The sequence below is a fragment of the Thiospirillum jenense genome, assembly GCF_014145225.1.
In the GTDB taxonomy this organism is placed as follows: Bacteria; Pseudomonadota; Gammaproteobacteria; order Chromatiales; family Chromatiaceae; genus Thiospirillum; species Thiospirillum jenense.
Genome location: NZ_JABVCQ010000005.1, coordinates 1 through 20,121, shown reverse-complemented (window position 1 = coordinate 20,121; position 20,121 = coordinate 1). Strand labels below are relative to the sequence as shown.

17 protein-coding genes are annotated in these 20,121 nt (G+C 47.9%); 5 read left to right on the top strand and 12 right to left on the bottom strand.

The window, feature by feature from the left end:
- Positions 1 to 253 precede the first annotated feature (253 nt).
- Positions 254 to 535, top strand: a complete 282-nt coding sequence (locus HUK38_RS03015) for a hypothetical protein (protein ID WP_238787414.1) — start codon at positions 254 to 256, stop codon at positions 533 to 535.
- Here the strand turns inward: HUK38_RS03015 and HUK38_RS03010 are convergent.
- The 9 genes from HUK38_RS03010 to HUK38_RS02970 all read right to left on the bottom strand — a co-directional run bounded on the left by HUK38_RS03010 (position 517) and on the right by HUK38_RS02970 (position 10,806).
- Positions 517 to 1,500, bottom strand: a complete 984-nt coding sequence (locus HUK38_RS03010) for a Nudix family hydrolase (protein ID WP_182582380.1) — start codon at positions 1,498 to 1,500, stop codon at positions 517 to 519. The two genes, HUK38_RS03015 and HUK38_RS03010, sit on opposite strands and share 19 nt — an antisense overlap.
- 37 nt (positions 1,501 to 1,537) lie before the next feature.
- Positions 1,538 to 2,575, bottom strand: coding sequence for an RNA-guided endonuclease InsQ/TnpB family protein (locus HUK38_RS03005; protein WP_238787412.1), 1,038 nt, complete (start codon positions 2,573 to 2,575; stop codon positions 1,538 to 1,540).
- 7 nt (positions 2,576 to 2,582) lie between these two features.
- On the bottom strand, positions 2,583 to 3,101 hold the full coding sequence (locus HUK38_RS03000) for an IS607 family transposase (RefSeq protein ID WP_182582376.1): 519 nt from the start codon (positions 3,099 to 3,101) through the stop codon (positions 2,583 to 2,585).
- Positions 3,102 to 3,192: 91 nt separating this feature from the next.
- The gene (locus tag HUK38_RS02995) at positions 3,193 to 4,329 is read right to left on the bottom strand and encodes an energy transducer TonB (RefSeq protein WP_182582374.1); all 1,137 of its coding nucleotides are present in this window, start codon (positions 4,327 to 4,329) and stop codon (positions 3,193 to 3,195) included.
- The gene (locus HUK38_RS02990) at positions 4,292 to 5,347 is read right to left on the bottom strand and encodes an FAD:protein FMN transferase (RefSeq protein WP_182582372.1); all 1,056 of its coding nucleotides are present in this window, start codon (positions 5,345 to 5,347) and stop codon (positions 4,292 to 4,294) included. Before HUK38_RS02990 ends, HUK38_RS02995 begins: the two co-directional genes overlap by 38 nt.
- Positions 5,340 to 6,302, bottom strand: coding sequence for a glutathione synthase (gshB, locus tag HUK38_RS02985; protein ID WP_182582370.1), 963 nt, complete (start codon positions 6,300 to 6,302; stop codon positions 5,340 to 5,342). The genes HUK38_RS02990 and gshB overlap by 8 nt, the downstream gene beginning before the upstream one ends.
- Positions 6,303 to 6,330: 28 nt before the next feature.
- Entirely contained in the window at positions 6,331 to 7,428 is a 1,098-nt protein-coding gene (locus HUK38_RS02980) for a hypothetical protein (protein WP_182582368.1), read from the bottom strand.
- 121 nt (positions 7,429 to 7,549) lie between these two features.
- Positions 7,550 to 10,117: an ABC transporter permease gene (locus tag HUK38_RS02975; RefSeq protein ID WP_238787411.1), complete on the bottom strand. Its 2,568-nt coding sequence runs from the start codon at positions 10,115 to 10,117 to the stop codon at positions 7,550 to 7,552.
- Positions 10,114 to 10,806: an ABC transporter ATP-binding protein gene (locus HUK38_RS02970; RefSeq protein ID WP_182582367.1), complete on the bottom strand. Its 693-nt coding sequence runs from the start codon at positions 10,804 to 10,806 to the stop codon at positions 10,114 to 10,116. Before HUK38_RS02970 ends, HUK38_RS02975 begins: the two co-directional genes overlap by 4 nt.
- Positions 10,807 to 11,009: 203 nt before the next feature.
- Between HUK38_RS02970 and exaC the strand changes: the two genes are divergently transcribed.
- Together exaC and HUK38_RS02960 are read left to right on the top strand one after the other, a co-directional pair.
- The gene (gene exaC, locus HUK38_RS02965; protein ID WP_182582366.1) at positions 11,010 to 12,530 is read left to right on the top strand and encodes an acetaldehyde dehydrogenase ExaC; all 1,521 of its coding nucleotides are present in this window, start codon (positions 11,010 to 11,012) and stop codon (positions 12,528 to 12,530) included.
- A gap of 107 nt (positions 12,531 to 12,637) precedes the next feature.
- Positions 12,638 to 13,003: a DUF779 domain-containing protein gene (locus tag HUK38_RS02960; protein WP_182582364.1), complete on the top strand. Its 366-nt coding sequence runs from the start codon at positions 12,638 to 12,640 to the stop codon at positions 13,001 to 13,003.
- A 44-nt stretch (positions 13,004 to 13,047) separates the two neighbouring features.
- Here HUK38_RS02960 and HUK38_RS02955 read toward each other — a convergent pair whose 3' ends face one another.
- Positions 13,048 to 14,997, bottom strand: coding sequence for a diguanylate cyclase domain-containing protein (locus tag HUK38_RS02955; RefSeq protein WP_182582363.1), 1,950 nt, complete (start codon positions 14,995 to 14,997; stop codon positions 13,048 to 13,050).
- An 80-nt stretch (positions 14,998 to 15,077) separates the two neighbouring features.
- Positions 15,078 to 15,503 carry a cupin domain-containing protein gene (locus HUK38_RS02950; RefSeq protein WP_182582361.1) on the bottom strand — a complete coding sequence of 142 codons (426 nt, stop codon included), beginning with the start codon at positions 15,501 to 15,503 and terminating at the stop codon, positions 15,078 to 15,080.
- Positions 15,504 to 16,249: 746 nt separating this feature from the next.
- Here HUK38_RS02950 and HUK38_RS02945 point away from each other — a divergent pair.
- Positions 16,250 to 17,824 (top strand): AAA-like domain-containing protein, encoded by a 1,575-nt coding sequence (locus tag HUK38_RS02945; RefSeq protein WP_182582360.1) that lies wholly within the window; start codon positions 16,250 to 16,252, stop codon positions 17,822 to 17,824.
- 104 nt (positions 17,825 to 17,928) lie between these two features.
- Here HUK38_RS02945 and HUK38_RS02940 read toward each other — a convergent pair whose 3' ends face one another.
- Entirely contained in the window at positions 17,929 to 18,171 is a 243-nt protein-coding gene (locus HUK38_RS02940) for a hypothetical protein (RefSeq protein WP_238787409.1), read from the bottom strand.
- Positions 18,172 to 18,621: 450 nt separating this feature from the next.
- On the opposite strand from HUK38_RS02940, the gene HUK38_RS02935 reads away from it, so the two are divergent.
- A partial coding sequence (locus HUK38_RS02935; RefSeq protein ID WP_182582357.1) for an AAA-like domain-containing protein occupies positions 18,622 to 20,121 on the top strand: 1,500 nt, incomplete at its 3' end.

Here is a 20,121-nt window from a genome sequence, read left to right as displayed (position 1 = left end):
AAACCGGCGCGATACAGCAGCGATGGCCAATTTTGCCACGTCGGGGGCGGTGCTGTAACCTCGGTATGTTCATTGCATGATCGGTGGTAAAACGTGTGGGTGCTACACGCATGACACGCAACCAATCTGAGGGTGTCGCAGTGGCAATAGCGTGAGCCGCGTTTCCTGTGCTAATCTTGACATGAACGCCACACGTCTCATTTATGTGACACGGAAACTACCAATTGTCGAACTTATCGAGTTAAGTATTCTAATGACCAATTCTCACGCTTTCACCGTTACTCAAGAGTCAGATCACACACTGGAGGCTGCCGCCATGTCACCCACTCAACACCGTGCTATTTGGGAACTTTGCCGTCAGGGCTTGCCGTTAGTCGCCGATGCCGCCGCGGCCAGTTGGCGCGAGGGGCGGGCGTTTAAACTCGACAGCCGCGTGGTCGTCGGGCGTGAAATTCACAGTTTGATCGAGCAAAGCAATCAAGAAACGCGGTTGTCACATCGCGCCAGCGGTTCAGGTCAAGCGGCGGTTGCCTGATGTTGCGACTGATCGCGCCACAGTCCACGAATGGCGGCGATGCCTTGCGCACCGCACTGCTGGGCGTGGATCAAATGCTCGCGGCCGACGCCACCGAGCGCGTACACCGGCAGGTTGGCAGTGGCGACCAGTTGGCTAAATTGTTCCCAGCCCAGCGGTTGGGCGTCGGGATGACTGCGCGTGGGCTGCACCGGTGACAGGAGCGCGTAGTCTGCCTCCACCTGCGCGGCGTGGCGTAAATCGGCAGCCGTATGACAGGATACGCCAAGTAATGCTGGCGCTGTCGGGCGCTGTGTCAACTGTGACAGGTCCGCGGCGGTCAGGTGCCAGCCGTGATGCGCAATGGCGTTAAACGTGCCGCGCTGCAAACTGGCGAGCGGCCGGTTGAATACGAGCTGCGCTGAATACTGCTGACACATCCCGCTCACCTGTTGCGCAAGTTGCGCGAATTCCCCATCCGTCAATGACTTGGCGCGTAATTGCACCAGTTGAATCCCCGTCTGCAACGCCCGCTCCAATTGCCTGACAAATGCTGCCACATCGCCCGTCGGCTCGGGGGTGATGAGCGACAAATTTGGCAATTGCAACGCTCGGATCACGGGGCGGTCGAGCGGCGGAAATTCAGCCGGATCAAGTGTTTGTGGATCACACCAGCGCAGCGGTTGCCCTTCGCACCCGTTCGGTTGCCCGTGATACGCCGTGACGCGGTACACCGACAGCCACAGCCGCCGCTGCGTGAGCGGGTTGTCATGGTGAACGGTGATGAGCGGCTGGGCGGCGGTGAGCGTGATGCCCAATTCTTCGGTCAATTCCCGCGCTAATCCCGCCAGCGGCGCTTCCTGTGGGTTTAATTTGCCGCCCGGGAATTCCCAGCAACCGGCAAATGGCACGTCAGCGCGGCGCTGGGTGATGAGGACGCGACCGCTTGAGTCGGTGATGACGCCGGCGACAACTGTCAAAATCATCAATCATGGTCTCCGATACTTTTTTCTTAAACATCGCTCAACAATGCTGAGAAATGATCAACTGCCAATCCGCAGACTGGGGTGTATCTACCAAAGCGCGTAATAAGATATTACGCGCACCAACTAAATCACGATTAACCCATGCACCGGATAAGAGTCGAATTAACTTTGCTCCACCGATGTTTTTAACTTCACCCGTTTCTGGATGTGTTTTACTAGTATAGGCTTCATTAACATCCACAACCCGCTTACCGTATTCAAACGCTTTATGTTTAATAAATTGCTTAAAACGATAATGCGCGAAAGTGAGCATTGCGCGCACTGACTTTGATTGAATTCTACGCCCCGCTTTACTCACCATTGCTTGCGTTTCAAACGTTGGCAATAAAATCAATTCAAAGTTTTTCACTAAAAAAAGCGCAGTTTTGTGGTGCAACTCATCAATGAGATGTTTGATTTTTTCCCGCATTCGCGCCGCCGCAATCCGCATTTTATGTTGGCGCTGTTTAGATACTTTAGTCATTCGGGAAATCAAGTCATCTAAATAACACGCCAACCGCTGAATACGCGAAAAATCACCTGATCCAATAAAACCGCAAGTGTCATCTGAATAGAAAGCGACAAAATTGCGAATACCTGGGTCAATCGCCACCACGCGGGCTTGGTTATCGCCATTAGGTACACGCGGTGTTTTTGATGGCATTGCAAGATAATACTTGCCGGCTTTCCAAAACAAACGTGAATCTAAATAAGATTCTGGTAAAGACTCGTGTATTTTCAAGCCTTTACCGGAAATCTTAGGATAAATCCCCGCCATTTTAATTGCCGTTTTGGGAATAAAGCACGATTGTTGTGGTGATTTCCGACTACGAAATTGTGGTTTGCCTTTTGCCTTAAAAAACGCAGTGGTTGCATCTTTTATTGCAATTGCTTTAATTTGAAACGGACACTCTTTTGTCCAACTGGGTAATAATTGTGTTGCGTATTTTTTAATCTCCATCCAATTGGGCGTCCAGTTTTGACACGAGCGAATAAAATCAATTGTCCAATTAAACACATAACGAGAAACAGTCATCCAATACTTAAATATCTTTTTTTGGTTGCGCGTCATTGCGCAAGTCTTTAATAAGTTCATGCTCTGGCGAGTGAGCAGACTGGTCGAGAACCACGAGTTCTCCACCGTTGTGTTCAATAACTTGTTGAATGAGTTCGACGCCAAATCTTGCCAGTCGGTCACGGTGGGCAACCACAAGTTGGATGCAATCGCCGCGCATTGCGCGTTCCAAAATGGTTTTAAGTCCTGTTCTTTTGAAATTGAGTCCACTGCCGATGTCTTTAATGATTTCTGCTTGCGGATATTGATTGCGCAGGAATTGAACTTGGCGGTCGAGATCATCGCGCTGTTTGAATGAAGAGACGCGGCAATAGATAATGACAATGCGCTCTTTTCGCAATCCAAGATAGGCATCGACATCATAACGACGTTGTCCACTACTGGTGCGAATGTGCGGGATTTTGCCGGCATCTGCCCATCTTCTAAGCGTTTCTGGGTGACATCCGAGGCGTTTGGCGGCTTCTCTCGTGGTAACGTAGGTTGACATCGCATGTTACGAACATTCCGCGCTAATGTTGAGCAAAGTATAGATTATTAGATACTATGATGCAACCGCGATAAAATGAGAACTGACGGTCTCAATCAGATGCCAAGCGTGGCACAAATCGCCAAATGCGCGTGATGTCCAACACATCCGCCCGCGCTCGAATGCTGTCTGGCAACGGTGCGAACGGCGCGGCGAGCGTGACAATTTGCACCGCCGCCTGATCGAGCGCCGCCTCACCTGACGAGCGCAGCACCCGCACCGCCGCCAAACTCCCGTCCGCTCGCACCGAGGTTTGCAACACCAAACTGCGCGCACTCGCCTGATGCCGCGCCGCGTCGGGATAATTCAACGCGCCAATCGCCTCCACTTTGCGTCGCCAAGCGTCCAAATAACTGGCATAACGCGGATCACGCGATGCGGCATTCACCCGCACCCGCCGCTCGCCAGTTTGACTAACCGATTGATCTTGTTGTGATAATTGCGCAACGGTCGCCGCCTGACTGCTTAAAATACCCGCCGTTGTGATTTGCTCGGGAAATCCGCGTTGCTGCCCGGAAGAAAATCCCCCCTCCCCCCCTTTTGCAAAGGGGGGTGAAGATTCCCCACCTTTAACAAAGAAATCTTCCTCTTCCCCCCATTTTGCAAAAGGGGGTGGAGATGACAGCGGGGGGTGAAGTTTTGCAAAGGGGGGTGAAGATTCCTCTCCTTTTGCAAAGGGGGGTGGAGATTCCTTTCCTTTAACAAAGAAATCGTCCTCTTCCCCCCCTTTAACAAAGGGGGGCAGGGGGGATTTAACCCCAGCTGTTGATTGGGGAGATTTGATCGCCGCCGACCAATCCACCGTCGGCGTCAAATTAGACAGCAACGCCGTCGTGGCTGACACAGCGGGTGGGGGCGGCGCAGCGGTGACTGGCGGCGGCGGTGAACTGGACTGGATTGGCGGCGCGGGTTGATTGGCGAGCGGCGGCGCGGATTCGAGTTGACGAGTCACGGGCGGCAGCGGCAGCAATTGCACCATCACCACCGACGGCGGCGGTGACTTGGGCGGCGGGGCGGGTGCCGTCCAGCGCTGTTCAAACACCCACAACAGCGCCAAGTGCCACGCGGTCGCCAGCGCCAGCGCCGCGCTAAACCGTTGAACATAAAAGCGATTTTGATGACGCGGCGGCGGCTGCTCGGTCAGCAGCTCATCAATCGCCCCAATTGTCGGCAACGACCAACTTGGCATTGCGGTCAATCACCTTGAGTTGGCGCGCCATTTCTGGGCTGAGATGCACCGTGCCGTCGCTGTCAATCAACGCCGCCGCGTCAATTTTCAACCGTTTTGCCACTTCCGCCCACTGCGTCAAACCCGCAACAAACAGCGCGGTTGCGGCGACCTCGGTGGTCAGCGCATCGCCCGCGTGTAACACAGTTACAGCGCGCACCGTGTTGACCGGGTAGCCGGTGCGCGGGTCGAGTACATCGTGATAAATCTTGCCTTGATACAAGCAGTTACGTTGCATGTCGCTGCGGGTGAACACGCTGGTATTGCCGCTGATGAGGAGCATCCCGATCACGCCCGCGCCGCCTGGTCGGGTCAGCGGCACTCGCCAGGGTTGCCCGACACGGTCGCCGAGGGCGCGCACGTTGTCGCCAATTTTCACCACCGCGTGCCGAATGCCCTGCGCGTGTAAATTGTCCATCGCCAAATCTATCGCGTAACCCATTGCCCCGACACGGAAATCGAGCTTGACGGCGGGGTTGTCACTTTGCAACAGAATGTCGTTGAGGCTTAAATCGGTCAACTTGGGCGCGGCGGCCACGATGCGTTCGAGCGTGGCTGGCTCGGGCAAACTGGTCAGCGCGCAGTCAGCGGTCACGTCGTGAAAACCCCATAAATCGTATAAAAATCCGATGGTTGGGTTGAATAACTCCCCGCTCTGCTCCGATAACGTGTAACAGCGTTTCAACAGCGGCAGCAGTAACGGCGGCGCGGCAAATGGCTCGTCACCCGCGAGGCGCTCGTTGACCTGCTGCAACGCGCCCGCTCGTTGCACCGTTAAACTGCGGTCGAGAATCTGAAAATCTTGTTCAATTTCATCGGCTTTAGCCGCCGCGAGCGGTTCAGATGCGCCCAAAATGCGGATTTCAACCGGGCTGTCAAATGCCGTGAATTGGCGGGTGTAGACCGGAATTTCACTGCTGCCGCAACCGTTGAGAACGAGCGCGACGGTGGCCAAAATGAGCGTGGTACGACTACGCATGAGTGTTTTTTAGTAACTGTTGTTCCAGCGCAACGAGCAGGTCGGCGGCGATGTCGCTGCCGCAGGCGCGATCCAGTTCGCGGATGCAGGTCGGGCTGGTGATGTTGATTTCGGTCAACCAATCGCCGATCACGTCCAGTCCCGCAAACCAGATGCCGCGTTGCAGCAAGGTTGCGCCGACCCGTTCGGCAATGTGGCGGTCGCGGTCACTCAGCGGGCGGACTTCGCCAATCGCGCCGGCGGCGAGGTTGCCGCGTGAATCCTCGGCGCTGGGAATGCGGGCGAGTAAGTGCGCTACCGGTTGACCAGCGACGATCAGGATACGCTTGTCACCGCGGCAAATCTCGGGAATGAAGCGCTGCGCCATGCAAAATTGCTGCGCGTGGGCGGTGAGCGTTTCAAAAATGACACCGACGTTGGGATCGCCGTGACGCACGCGGAAGATCGAGCGCCCGCCCATCCCGTCCAGTGGTTTGACCACGATCTCGCCCTGCTCGCGCAAAAAGTCGCGCAAGATCAATTGCTGGCGCGTGACAATCATTGGCGGGGTTAAATCGGGGAATGATGTGACCGCTAATTTTTCATTCGCATCGCGTAAGGTGCGCGGATCATTTATTACCCAACAGCCCTGCGCCTGCGCCAATTCCAATAGATAGGTGGCGTAAATATACTCCATATTAAACGGCGGGTCTTTGCGCATTAACACCAGGTCAAAATCAGTGAATGGCCGCCAGCGCGGTTCATTCAATTCAAACCAGCGGTGCGCATCATCCCACACGCGCAGGTCACGACTCAATGCGAATACTTGACCGTCGCGCAATAATAGATCGCCGATTTCAAAATACTGCAATGACCAACCGCGCTGTTGGGCGGCCAATAACATGGCAAAGGTGCTGTCTTTTTTAATCTGAATCCCGGCAATTGGATCCATTAAAACGCCGAGTTGTCGGGGCATATCTAATTACTCAACATGAAATAACTGTTTAATTGACCCGCGCATGAACGCCGATTGAGTCGGTGGCAGAATCGCGCTGAATGAAACGATAAAACCAACGCCAGGGCAGCCATACGGCAGCACCAAGTAGCACCACAATATACAGCATCCAAATTGGCAGTATTAATAATAATTTAGCAATCAATTGTAATAAATCACCCTTATGAACCATTTTCGCCGTCCGACTGGCTATTTTTACAAACTTAATTGCCCCGACCTTGTCCAATACCCGCAATCCACCCTGACCGAAAGTGGCGGCTAATTTAATAGTATCAGCGCCCAATTCACCCGCTCGGTGCGCAAGTTTAATCGCCGCTTGACCGCCAACTTGATACAGCACCACGCTCTGCTGCCCAAAGGTTTTCGCAAAGGTCGCCATCTGCCGCAGTGCATTTGTATCTGCCGTACTGCTTAAAAGTTTTAATCCACCGCGAGTTTTCGCTAATACATACACATCCGCAAATAAATCATTCACCGCATCCAGTTTATTGGTTTGCTTCACTGTTTTTGCGCCATCAATTAATGCTTTACCCAGCCAAGCCGGCAATTGACCCAATTTACGCGCTGCTTTTAATACACTCACCCCCACTTTCGCTGGCGTTGCCGTACCGGCACTCGCAATTTGTGCCGCCGTTGCGACCACACCAATTGCCGCTAATGCCGTTAATACTTCATCAACTTCTTCACCCTGCGCCGCGTTTATTCCCTGATTTGCCAGATCGCGTAAATCACCGATGACGAAAAAATCACTCACGACACTGGCAACTTGACCACTGGTTTCATCACTCGTGCCTTGCAATACTCCTTCACCAATTTTTGCGGCTTGATAATTCCAACTGCCACGGACCTGTTCAATTTCTTGCCATAATGCCTGCGCCTCGGGATTATTTTTGACGTAATCATACTCCATGAAAAACTCAAGATAACTCGACGCATCAGCATAGTGATCGTCTTTTAATAATTCACGGGTTTTTGGCACTGGATCAATTTGACTGAGCGCCAACATCGCTAATTGAGTTTGTTGCCAAATGACACCAACCGCAATGATTGCTAAACCAAGTAACACAAATTTTGCAATCCGAATCATTATCAATATCCTCGTTTAATCGTTCCCATGCTCCAGTGGAGAAACGCAAATATTTTATTAACAATCAGCCGTTCAACTGCATGACTTCTGACCACATGACAATTATCAATCGAATGCTGGGTTATTCACCCAACCGCAGCGCGTGTAATGGCGGCCGCACGAGTAAATGATAACTACTCAAGGCGCCCGCGCTGCCAATCATTATAGCACTACCGCCGCCACCAATTAACCACAGCCAAGCATTCCACGCAAAGGGCAATTGTAACACCGACTGCGCTAATAGATAAGCAATGAATTGCGCAAAGCCGGCCGCTAATAATCCCGCGCCCAATCCCAGACTGCCAAACTCAATCAATAAACCCCAGAGTAATTGCTGCCGCTGGGCGCCAAAGGTACGCAAAATGGCTAATTCCCGCCGCCGCGCTGTTAAATTCGCTTGAATACCGGCAATCATTACCACAAAGCCCGCCGCCAATGTAAATAACAACACATATTCTACGGCATGAATACCGCGTTCAATCACCCGCCGCACCTGAGTTAATATCGCCTCGACATCAATTGGGGTGACGCTGGGAAACTGTGCTAATAAATCAGACATCATTGCAATGCGTTGCGGTGGCAAATAAAAACTGGTAATAAAACTGGCCGGCTCCTCGCCTAATAACGCGGGGGAGGCAATCACAAAAAAGTTCACATTAAAACTGTCCCATTGCACCTTGCGAATACTGGTCACGGGCGCGGCAATTTCGCGGCCATTCACCCAAAACCGCAATTCATCACCCAATTGAATGCCCAGCGTGTCGGCAATGCCAGATTCAATAGATAATTGCGGCGTGGTTAATCCTGCTGGCGTTTCCCACCACGCCCCTTTAATCACCTGATTATCCGTTTGCAATGCACTTGCCACGCTCAAATTGAATTCACGTTCCACTAACCGCCGCGCTCGTTCATTCGGGAAATCCTCGGGTTGAATAACGCGCCCTGCAAGCCCAATTAACCGCCCACGAATCATCGGATAAAGCGTGATGTCATTAATGTCTTGCGTGGCTAAATATTCCCGCAACGGCGCCACTTCTTGCGGTTGAATGTTAATTAAAAACTGGTTGGGGGTATTCACTGGCAAGCTGTCCTGCCACGCACTTAATAAATCAACCCGTACCACTGTTAATAATAACAACGCCAAAATACCTAATCCAAAGCCCGTCATTTGTAATACCGCTGCGGTTGGCCGCCGCGCAAATCCCGCTAATCCCAAATGCCAAATCCCGCTGCTATAGCGCGTCATAAAACGGGCGAGTAAAATTAACATGCCGGCAAATAAAACCAATGCAATCACGGCGCCAATAACGCCGAATAACACGCGCATTGCCAAATTCAGATCGCCCGCTTGCCACAATAATAAAATCATCATAGCCGCTGTGGCGGTGAATGCAGTGAAGAGCGTAGCCGAGCGCGGCGTCCCTAAATCACGGCGTAACACGCGCAATGGTGTGACCTGTGCTAATTGAATGAGCGGCGGTAAAGCAAAGCCCGCCAATGCAATTAAACCGGTCGCAAAACCAATGAACGCGGGTTTAAAACTCGCCGCTGGAAGTGATAAATTTAATAATTGATCGGCTAATAACCAGATTAAACCGTGTTGCGCGATGTAACCAATAAAACAACCAAGTCCGCTGGCGATCAATCCCAACCACAATAATCGGAATGCAAATAAACCAATTAACCGCTGTTTGGGCGCACCTAATGCGCGCATAATGGCAACCGCATCGGTTTGGCGTTCAACTAAACGGCGACTGGCTAATGCGAGTGCGGCGCCGGCAACTAATAACGTGACTAATGCGGCTAATTGTAAAAAGCGGGCGGCGCGATCAACTGCGGTGGCTAATTCCGGACGAGTGGTGCGCGCATCTAATAAATCAGCATTTTTAGGTAATTGCGGTTTCACCCAAGTCATAAACGCATTCACCGCCGTCTCATCACCGGCAATTAACAACCGATGACGCACACGGCTTAATGGCGTAACTAAATCGGTGGCGGCAACATCTGCTTCATTCATTAAAACACGCGGCGCATACGCAAATAAATTGCCGCCGCGATCGGGTTCATAATTCAACACCCCGGCGATCACGAATTGACTGCGGCCGAGTTTCACTGTGTTACCAACGCTGGTTTTTAATAAAATTAACAGACGCGGTTCCACTAAAATATGTTGCGCTGCTAATGAAATCCCGCCCGTTTCAATATGTTCTGATTGATTAGATTGATTAACGTGTGATTGCCACCGCAGCGCGCCGCGCAATGGATAACGGGCTGTCACGGCTTTGATTTCCACTAATTGAGTGCGCTCATTGGCAATGATAACACTGCGCCAACTGATCCAATTGGCACGGGTTAAACCTAATTGTTGTGCGTGATTGATGAGCGCGGGTGGCAGGGGTTGGGCAGAATCAATTGCTAAATCGGCCGCTAATAATTCGCTGCCTTGTTGGTGCAAGGCGCGGGTCAAGCGGTCAGTGAAAAAACCAACGGCGGTGGTGGCTGTCACCGTTAATATCAAGGCTAAAGTTAAAACGTGTAATTCGCCGCTGCGCCAATCACGATTTAATAAGCGCAGTGCGAGAATAGCAGTTTGCCAATGCTGTCGCATGGATTTAAGAAATAAAAACCGATTAAAAACAGTCGTGGTCATGTTAATGGTTCCAATTGCCCATCTGTCATTAATAAACGCCGATCACAGCGGGCGGCTAATGCGGCATCATGGGTGACTAAGACTAATGCGGCGCCTAAATTGGCGCGGAGCTGTAGTAATAAATCAATAATGCGACTGCCGGTGGCGGCGTCTAAATTACCGGTTGGTTCGTCGGCAAATAAAATGCGCGGGGCGGGGGCGCAGGCACGCGCAATGGCAACGCGCTGTTGTTCACCGCCAGATAATTGCCGCGGGTAATGATTCACGCGGGCGCTTAATCCAACTTGATTTAATGCAGTCAAGGCACGTTGGCGGGCGTCGTGCCGGTGCTGTCCTGATAATTCCAATGGTAAAGAGACATTTTCTAATGCGGTGAGCGTCGGTAATAATTGAAAACTTTGGAATACAAATCCGACGCGGCCACTGCGATGCGCAGCGCGTTCATCTTCATTACATTGATCTAAACAGATTGCATCGAGCCAAATACTACCGCTGGTTGCTTGATCTAAACCGGCTAATAACCCTAATAAAGTGGATTTACCCGAGCCGGAGGCGCCGAGAATGGCGACTGCTTCACCTGCCGCGACGGTTAAATTAACTTTTGACAAAATGGTGAGTTGCCCATCAGGCGCATCAATGACTTTACTCAATTGTTCAGCGCGGCAAAGTAATGTGACTGCTTGGTTCATATGCTATATTTCCATTATCAACGCTTGGCGTATTCGGCGACTACCATAGCACAGATTGATCTTGGTAGCAGCTAAACAGTTTGCTTGCATTATTGATGATTCGCTCTGTGGTTTTGCCTTGATTAAATAAAACCAGTATACTAGACGTTCAACTCGGTTAATGTTGAATTAAAATAGTTGCTCAATGCTACAGGAGATTGAATATGATTTATGCTGCACCCGGCAGTGCTAACGCCATCGTTCAATATAAATCTCAATACGATAACTTTATTGGCGGTCAATGGACACCACCAGTTAAGGGACAATACTTCGATGTCATCACACCGATTTCCGGTACGAAATATACCCAAGCCGCCCGCTCTACTGCTGAAGATATTGAATTAGCATTAGATGCTGCGCATTCAGCGGCGGCTGCATGGGGTAAAACATCGGCAACTGAACGCGCTAATTTTTTATTAAAAATTGCTGATCGAATTGATGCAAATCTTGAGCGTTTAGCGTATGCCGAAACGGTAGATAATGGCAAACCGATTCGAGAAACATTAGCGGCGGATATTCCATTATCCAGCGATCATTTCCGTTATTTCGCCGGGGCGGTGCGCGCTCAGGAAGGCAGTATTAGTGATTTAGACGTGACGACAGTCGCGTATCATTTCCACGAACCATTAGGTGTTGTGGGGCAGATTATTCCCTGGAATTTCCCGATTTTAATGGCGGCGTGGAAATTAGCACCCGCGCTTGGTGCGGGGAATTGCGTGGTCTTAAAACCGGCTGAATCAACGCCCATCTCTATTCTGGTATTAATGGAGTTAATTGCTGATTTATTACCGCCGGGCGTGTTAAATATCGTCAATGGTTTTGGTCGTGAAGCCGGAATGCCATTGGCAACTCATCCGCGCATTGCCAAAATTGCTTTCACGGGTTCAACTACGACTGGGCGTCTTATTGCACAAGCGGCAGCCAATAATTTAATTCCAGCTACGCTCGAATTGGGTGGTAAATCACCGAATATCTTTTTCCCGGATGTCATGGAAAAGGATGATGCGTTTTTAGATAAAGCAATTGAAGGTTTGGTATTATTTGCATTCAATCAAGGTGAAGTCTGCACCTGTCCATCCCGCGCCCTCATTCATACGAGTATTTATGAACCTTTTATAGAGCGTGTTCTCCAGCGCGTGGCGGCAATTAAACATGGCAATCCATTGGATACAGAAACCATGATGGGTGCGCAGGCGTCTAAAGAACAATTAACTAAAATACTGGCATATCTTGATTTGGGGCGGCAGGAAGGGGCAGAAATCCTATGTGGCGGCGCACAAGCGCATTTCGGGAATGAACTCGACGGCGGTTATTATGTGCAGCCAACGCTATTCAAGGGGCATAATAAAATGCGAATTTTCCAAGAAGAAATCTTCGGCCCCGTATTAGCTGTGACCACCTTTCAAGATGAAACAGAAGCGGTGTCATTAGCAAATGACAGTTTATATGGATTGGGCGCGGGCGTTTGGAGCCGCAATGGTAATGTCGCTTATCGCATGGGTCGGGCAATTCAAGCCGGGCGCGTGTGGATCAATTGTTATCATGCCTATCCTGCACACGCGGCATTTGGTGGCTATAAAGAATCTGGCCTTGGCCGTGAAACACATAAAATGATGCTTGATCATTACCAAAAAACGAAAAACCTATTGATTAGTTATTCCGAAAATAAACTCGGGTTTTTCTAGTTCAATAAACGCGGTCATTTACCCATTTTGATTTGTGACTGCACAATTAGTATTAAATATTAACGGGATTACATTCAGTGATCCCGTTTCTTATTTGAGGGATTTGCATGACGGTTAAACGAGTGATCGCCACTGATGCGGCATTAGCATTGATTGAAAAACTAAAAAAACAACACGGTCAATTAATGTTTCATCAATCGGGCGGCTGTTGCGATGGCAGTGCGGCAAATTGTTATCTTGCCGGTGAATTACAGGTCAGCGCACAGCGTGATATTCAATTGGGTGAGATTGGCGGTGTGCTATTTTATATGAGCCGTTCTCAGTACGCATATTGGCAACATACGCAGCTTATCATTGATATAACCGAAGGATACGGCGGCACATTTTCTTTAGAAGGCCCTGAGGGGTTGGTATTTATCACTCGTTCCAGATTATTTACCGATGCTGAGTGGTCTGAATTAAACGATCAATGAATTTCGCACAATAACGATTGTCGTTCAAACTGATCTGTACACAATCAACGATGGCGTTTAGCGATATGTGATTTTGCTTGACGCTGTTTTGCTTGATACATGTTTTTATCAGCGCAATAAATAAGCGCATCGGCATCAATGGCATGATCGGGATAGATAGCAATACCAACGCTGGCCGATACCTCAATTATTTCATTGTTTAATTGGCAAGGTTGATTGATGTTGGCATGTAACTTTTCAACGATTTTCTGGGCGTTATCTAATGAACCCACATCTTGTAAAATCATTAAAAACTCATCTCCAGCCAATCGACCAACATAATCAGTTTCGCGTATTGATTGCTGTAATCTCGTTGCAAAAACTTGCAATAACAAATCGCCTAGCTGATGTCCGAGAGTATCGTTAATTTCTTTAAACCCATTTAAATCAAAAAATAGCACCCCTAATTTAGTTTGATGTCGTGCTGCTAAAGCAAGTGCTTTTTTTAATTGGGTTAGGATAAACACGCGATTCGGTAACCCAGTTAAATTGTCATACAATGCTGCCTGTTCTAGTTGCTTTTGCAATGCGCGTTTTTCGGTAATATCACGCGCTATGCAAATAATAAAATTGGATTTTTCAATCCGACTTTTAAATGGCGCATTAATCCATTCACATAGAATTTCCTGCCCATCTTTTTTAAGATTGATATTTTCGTGATGAATAACTTGCTGTTCTTGATGCACCGTATTTAACACCGTTTGCACTGCATCACGTTCGCGGGTTGGGACAATGAGTAATACAGTTTTTCCAATCACTTCAGCGGATTTCCATAAAAAAGTTTTTTCCGCTGCAAAATTCCAATTCACGACCTGATTTTTATTATTTAAAATCATCAATCCCAACGGCGTATAATTAAAAATTGTATTGAGTCTTACTTCGCTTATTTTTGCTCTGCGATAGAAATAAAACAACAACAAAACAATTAAAGATACTAAGATCAATATAGCCATAGTATAATACAATTGGCGTTTTAAACGCTGTAAATCTAATTCTGAGTTGGGAATGTACAGCATTTGTTCAACATTAAAACGTTCGGGCAACATCCCTAAATAATGATATGTTTTGGCAATATGTTGCCAGCGCCCAATATTCATATAACCCGGGTCAATTAATTCTGGACGCATTAAATCACGCATTGCTTGTGCCTCGAATTGTAAATGCGCAATGCTATGACGCTGGGAGTATTTTTGATAAATTAACTGGATGATTTCATCGGGATTTTGCATGGCATAACGCCAGCCTTGCAGCGTTGCTTCACGAAAAGCTTTGACACGTTGGGGGTGTTGTTCTAATTCGGTTTCCGTAGTAAAGAAGTTATCACCATAAAAATCAATACCGCTCATACGGGGACTAAATAGATTATACGTTCGATTTAATTGTTTTAGTTCATAGACTTCATCGGTGGAATATACCGACATTGCATCGGTTTGTCCATTGATTAGATCGTTTAAATCAAAACTATGATGCTGCATCACAAAGGCTTTTTGGGTAAAGCCTTCTTGATATAAATACGCAAATAATTCGGCTGAACTTGGTTCAATCATCAGCTGATGACCAACGAGTTTGTGAATATGTTCAATACCAGAATCGGTTAATGTCACCAAACTGAGCGGCGAATGTTGAAAAATAACTCCCAATACCAACACTGGCTCGCCACGATAGCGATTCAGAATTAACTCACTAGTACCAACTCCGAATTGAGCGCGGCCCGCCACCACTTCATGTGTACTATCTACACCGGGGGCTGCTTCAATAATTCTTACATCTAACCCGACTTCCTGATAAAACCCTTTTGCTTGTGCGGCGTAATACCCGGCGAATTGAAATTGATGTTTCCATTTTAATTGCAAGGTAACAGTATCTAACTGCGAGGTAGCATTGGCCGTCAAACTTAGCAACAATGCGAATAAAATAAATACGCGGGTGTGAATTATATTTTGTGCATGACACATAGCGCAGTTCATAACAATGGTGGAGCGGGTAATTATGTCAATTTAGCTAAGTTAGTTGCTTAACTGGTGTATGTAAACGGTCATTTTTTAGACTGCTTAATCGTGATTGGTTGACCTTTTTCTCCAGCGTAGAATACGATAATTTCGGCTGGTTCGTTCCCTTCATTTTTACCATAATGCCATGTATCTATGACTTCTACAATTGGATCATTGGGTTTTAGGTGTAAAACTTGATTGCTATCGGTTATTACTGTGAGTTGACCTTTGAGGAGTACGCCGGCATTGATGACTGGGTGCGTGTGCATTGGTAGCGCGTGATGCGGCGGAATGGTAATGCGCAAAATCGTGATTTCAGGTGTGCCGGTTTTGTAGGCTGGCAGTGGCTGTTCATTCCAGCTTTTAGTTGATTGAATCAGTTGAACTACGGCAATATCATTGGCAGGTTTTATTGATGCACAACCTGTTAACAGCATCGTAGATAGTAAGACATACATAATATTTTGCATTTAATTTTGTTCCTAGAATAACCTAAAGGTAAATATCGAAAGTTACGCAGGTGATCGTTCCCGCATTCTAAATATTGGAACATTCAGTTCAATTAAATTAATCATGTAAATATTCAGCTGTGTTATGTGTAACATACTTTATAAACACCGGTTTTCAGTCATTCTACCGCTGATTAACTTTATTGAACAACGCTATTTTTACATTCTCTCCAATTAGGATTACCGCTGTAGTAACGAGCTAACGCTGAAATTGGCTTTTTTAATACTGTTATTTGACAACCGCTTGTACATAGTGGTGTCAGAAATTGAATTAACGCACGGCTACGTTGATTGTATGGTCGGATATGCGCCGGTTTAAATCATTAAATCTTTTATTAGAATGTAAGTACATCATCTTAAAAAAATCGCTTGTCCGGCAGGACTGTTAAGTGCTTCTGTTAATACAGCCGTCATTCCCGCAGACGCGGGCATGACAATGGTGTTGAAAATGATTGTCAGTTAAATAGAATTAAACAGCGGTGTGTAATCCAAGCACCATCTTCATCAACGAACAATTGTACTACAAAACCGTCAAACTCATTCATGGATATTCGCGCTGATAAATTGTGAGAAATTGGCGTACCTGTGTTACGGTCACTACACGTCAAGCGTTTATTCAATAACAAACGGTATAATGACAAGCAACACGTCATCGACGCAACCGTGCAGCAATAACCCGATTTCAGTTCCACTGTTGGAGTTTTATTATGCGTTTTTTCAATACTGAAGGCCCCGTCCGTGCTGACATTCATTACTACTTACCGCCGCTCACTCGGTGGAATTTAAATGAAATTATCGAACTCATCCATCAACAAAAATACTTCCTTTTGCACGCGCCGCGTCAAACTGGTAAAACCTCGTGTTTATTGGCGTTAATGGAATATTTGAATAATGACGGGCGTTATCGAGCACTTTACGCGAATCTCGAAAGTGCGCAGGCGGCTCGTGAGGATGTAGAACGTGGAATGGCGACTATTTGCAGTGTATTGGGGCGCTCGGCGCGGTTTTATTTGCACGATACGCGACTGATTGATTGGCAACAACAATACGGTGCGGAATTACCAGCCGAAGATCGTTTAACTCAAATGCTGGAATATTGGGCGCAATTAGACGAACGGCCGGCGGTACTTTTACTCGACGAAGTGGATGCGTTAATTGGTGACACGCTGATTTCATTATTGCGTCAATTGCGCGCCGGCTATACGCAACGCCCGGCCGCATTTCCACACTCAATTATTCTCTGCGGCGTACGCGATTTGCGTGATTACCGCATTCATGCGCGTTCTGAAGCCAGCCCAATTACCGGCGGCAGCGCGTTTAATATTAAAGCCGAATCATTACGATTAGGCGATTTCACTGCCGCTGAAGTAGCCGCGTTATTAACAGAACACACAACAGAAACGGGGCAGGTTTTTACGCCAGAAGCAATTGAACAGGTCTGGCAATTAACGCAAGGTCAACCCTGGTTAGTCAATGCACTTGCGTATCATGTATGTTTTCGCCTGCCCGCTGGGCGTGAGCGTTCTCAATCAATTACCATTACGCACATCAATCAAGCAAAAGAATACTTAATTATTAACCGCGTGACGCATTTGGATCAATTAGCCGATAAATTGCGCGAGGAGCGCGTCCGCCGCGTGATTGAACCGATGTTAGCAGGCACTGTATTAGACAACGTGCCGGATGATGATATTCAATATTTAATTGATCTCGGCCTGTGCCGAATGACAACGAGCGGGGGGTTACGAATAGCCAATCCGATTTATAAAGAAGTGTTGCCGCGTAGTTTATCTTTCACCCCGCAAGCGTCATTACCGCACATTCATCCAACTTGGTTAAATAGCGATGGCAGTTTAAATCCCGAGCAATTATTAAAAACCTTTTTAATATTTTGGCGGCAACATGGTCAACCGCTATTAAAAAGTGCGCCCTACCATGAGATCGCGCCGCATTTGGTGTTAATGGCATTTTTACACCGCGTGGTGAATGGTGATGGTATGCTCGAACGGGAATACGCTATTGGTTCAGGGCGAATGGATTTATGCTTGCGGTATGGCGCGGTGACGCTCGGAATAGAATTAAAAGTCTGGCGGGAGAATGAAAAAGACCCATTAACAACGGGATTAGAACAGTTAGATGGGTATCTCGCTGGATTGGGATTGGACAGCGGGTGGTTAATTATCTTTGATCGGCGCTCGGGGCAATTGCCAATTGCGGAGCGGATGAATCATGGTGAGCAATTCAGTCAACACGGGCGGCGTATTGTTGTGATTCGGGCTTGAATAAAAGTTCCCACGCTGGAGCATAGGAACGATCAAAAACCCCATCACCATTGTAGTCACCGTTAATTAACTCGCCATTCGCTCTACCCGCGCCGCTATCAGTGTTATCGGTTTAATACCTGTCGCAGCGCCGTGCTCGATATGCCCGGGGTGCGCGGCAAAAAATGCACCGCGATGCCCGGCGCGGTCAATAAGGGTGCCAGCCGTTGCCAGCGGGGACTATCTTGCCACTCGGCACCAATGAACAGCGCCGAAGTGGCGTGTCCAGTGTATTGAGTAGCGCCCGAATCCGCTCCGGTTCTTCTTGCTGCAATGCCATTTGCAGGCGCTGGACAATCATTTGCCACTTAGTTGATTGCGGGAGCTTAGTCATTAAGAGTAGAGTTGTTTTGACGGCGTGAGCAGTATCACGCTGATTTATAAGATTTTATTTTTGCCACATCCACAGAAATGTGGAGATTTTAGCGTTGCTAACTCCTTGTTTTATAAGTGTTAGAACAAGTCTAGTTTACCGATACATTTATGCTACCAGCTAACTAGCTGATTTTGTTAATTAAAATAACTTTAATATGTTAGCAGTATAATACTAAGACACTTGTCATATTGCAGATATTAGAGGTGTTGCAACTAACAAAATCAGCGGGGTTTGATCGTTGCCATGCTGGAGCGTGTGAGTGATCAGTTATTAATGATCCGCGTTAGAGCAATTCTAATAAATGGTATGACAACGAGCAAGATATTATCTGTGTGACCACACAGCAATAAGACATTTTTATTTCCACCGTCGGAGTTTCATCATGCGTTTTTTCAATACCGAAGGGCCAGTGCGCGCTGACATTCATTACTATTTGCCGCCGCTCACTCGTTGGAATTTAAATGAAATTATCGAGTTAATCCATCAACAAAAATACTTCTTATTACACGCGCCGCGTCAAACTGGCAAAACGTCGTGTTTATTAGCGTTAATGGAGTATTTGAATAACGACGGGCGTTATCGAGCGGTGTATGTCAATTTAGAAATCGCCCAAACGGCGCGTGAAGATGTCGCCCGCGGAATGCACGCGATTTGCGGCAGTATTAGCAGCGCCGCTCGATTACAAATTGGAGAAGAACGGCTACAGCAATGGCATGAACTCAATCGTCATTCACGCGGTGCCGATGGAATCCTATTAGGATTATTAGAACAATGGAGTTTGAATACACCGCAACCGCTGGTTTTATTACTCGACGAAGTGGATGCGTTAATTGGTGACACGCTCATTTCATTATTGCGTCAATTGCGCGCTGGCTATACGCAACGCCCGGTCGCATTTCCACAATCAATCATTCTCTGCGGTGTGCGTGATTTGCGTGATTATCGGATTCATGCGCGTTCTGAAGCCAGTCCAATTACCGGCGGCAGCGCGTTTAATATTAAAGCTAAATCATTACGATTAGGCGATTTCAATCTCACTGAAGTGACCAGTTTATTAGCAGAACACACGACAGAAACGGGGCAGGTTTTTACACCAGAAGCAATTGAACAGGTCTGGCAATTAACACAAGGGCAACCCTGGTTAGTCAATGCACTTGCCTATCAAGCATGTTTTGATCAACCCGAAGCCCGCGACCGTTCTCAATCAATTACGATTACGCACATCAATCAAGCAAAAGAATACTTAATTATTAACCGTGTGACGCATTTGGATCAATTAGCCGATAAATTGCGCGAGGAGCGCGTCCGCCGCGTGATTGAACCGATGTTAGCAGGCACTCTATTAGACAACGTGCCGGATGATGATCGTCAATACTTAGTTGATTTAGGATTATTGCGGCGGGATCGGAGCGGTGGATTAATCATTGCTAATCCGATTTATCGGGAAGTATTACCGCGAGCATTAGCCAGCGGCCCACAGGATACATTACCGCATATTCACCCAACTTGGTTAAATAGCGATGGCAGTTTGAATCCCGAGCAATTATTAAAAACCTTTCTAATCTTTTGGCGGCAACACGGTCAACCACTATTAAAAAGTGCGCCCTACCATGAGATCGCGCCGCATTTGGTGTTAATGGCATTTTTGCATCGCGTGGTGAATGGTGATGGCACCCTCGAACGGGAATACGCCATTGGCTCGGGGCGAATGGATTTATGCTTGCGCTATGGCGCGGTGACGCTCGGAATAGAATTAAAAGTGTGGCGGGAGAATGAAAAAGACCCATTGACAGCGGGATTAGAACAATTAGACGGCTATTTGGCGGGATTGGGATTAGACAGCGGGTGGTTAATTATTTTTGATCGGCGCTCGGGGCAATTA

Bases quoted from the DNA above. Each gene is read 5' to 3' on its own strand.
- HUK38_RS02990 (WP_182582372.1), bottom strand. From the start codon at position 5,347: ATGCGTAGTCGTACCACGCTCATTTTGGCCACCGTCGCGCTCGTTCTC.
- HUK38_RS02945 (WP_182582360.1), top strand. From the start codon at position 16,250: ATGCGTTTTTTCAATACTGAAGGCCCCGTCCGTGCTGACATTCATTAC.
- HUK38_RS02950 (WP_182582361.1), bottom strand. From the start codon at position 15,503: ATGCAAAATATTATGTATGTCTTACTATCTACGATGCTGTTAACAGGT.
- HUK38_RS02995 (WP_182582374.1), bottom strand. From the start codon at position 4,329: ATGCCAAGTTGGTCGTTGCCGACAATTGGGGCGATTGATGAGCTGCTG.
- HUK38_RS03010 (WP_182582380.1), bottom strand. From the start codon at position 1,500: ATGATTTTGACAGTTGTCGCCGGCGTCATCACCGACTCAAGCGGTCGC.
- HUK38_RS02970 (WP_182582367.1), bottom strand. From the start codon at position 10,806: ATGAACCAAGCAGTCACATTACTTTGCCGCGCTGAACAATTGAGTAAA.
- HUK38_RS02975 (WP_238787411.1), bottom strand. From the start codon at position 10,117: ATGACCACGACTGTTTTTAATCGGTTTTTATTTCTTAAATCCATGCGA.
- HUK38_RS03005 (WP_238787412.1), bottom strand. From the start codon at position 2,575: ATGACTGTTTCTCGTTATGTGTTTAATTGGACAATTGATTTTATTCGC.
- exaC (WP_182582366.1), top strand. From the start codon at position 11,010: ATGATTTATGCTGCACCCGGCAGTGCTAACGCCATCGTTCAATATAAA.
- gshB (WP_182582370.1), bottom strand. From the start codon at position 6,302: ATGCCCCGACAACTCGGCGTTTTAATGGATCCAATTGCCGGGATTCAG.
- HUK38_RS02955 (WP_182582363.1), bottom strand. From the start codon at position 14,997: ATGTGTCATGCACAAAATATAATTCACACCCGCGTATTTATTTTATTC.
- HUK38_RS02980 (WP_182582368.1), bottom strand. From the start codon at position 7,428: ATGATTCGGATTGCAAAATTTGTGTTACTTGGTTTAGCAATCATTGCG.
- HUK38_RS03015 (WP_238787414.1), top strand. From the start codon at position 254: ATGACCAATTCTCACGCTTTCACCGTTACTCAAGAGTCAGATCACACA.
- HUK38_RS02960 (WP_182582364.1), top strand. From the start codon at position 12,638: ATGACGGTTAAACGAGTGATCGCCACTGATGCGGCATTAGCATTGATT.
- HUK38_RS03000 (WP_182582376.1), bottom strand. From the start codon at position 3,101: ATGTCAACCTACGTTACCACGAGAGAAGCCGCCAAACGCCTCGGATGT.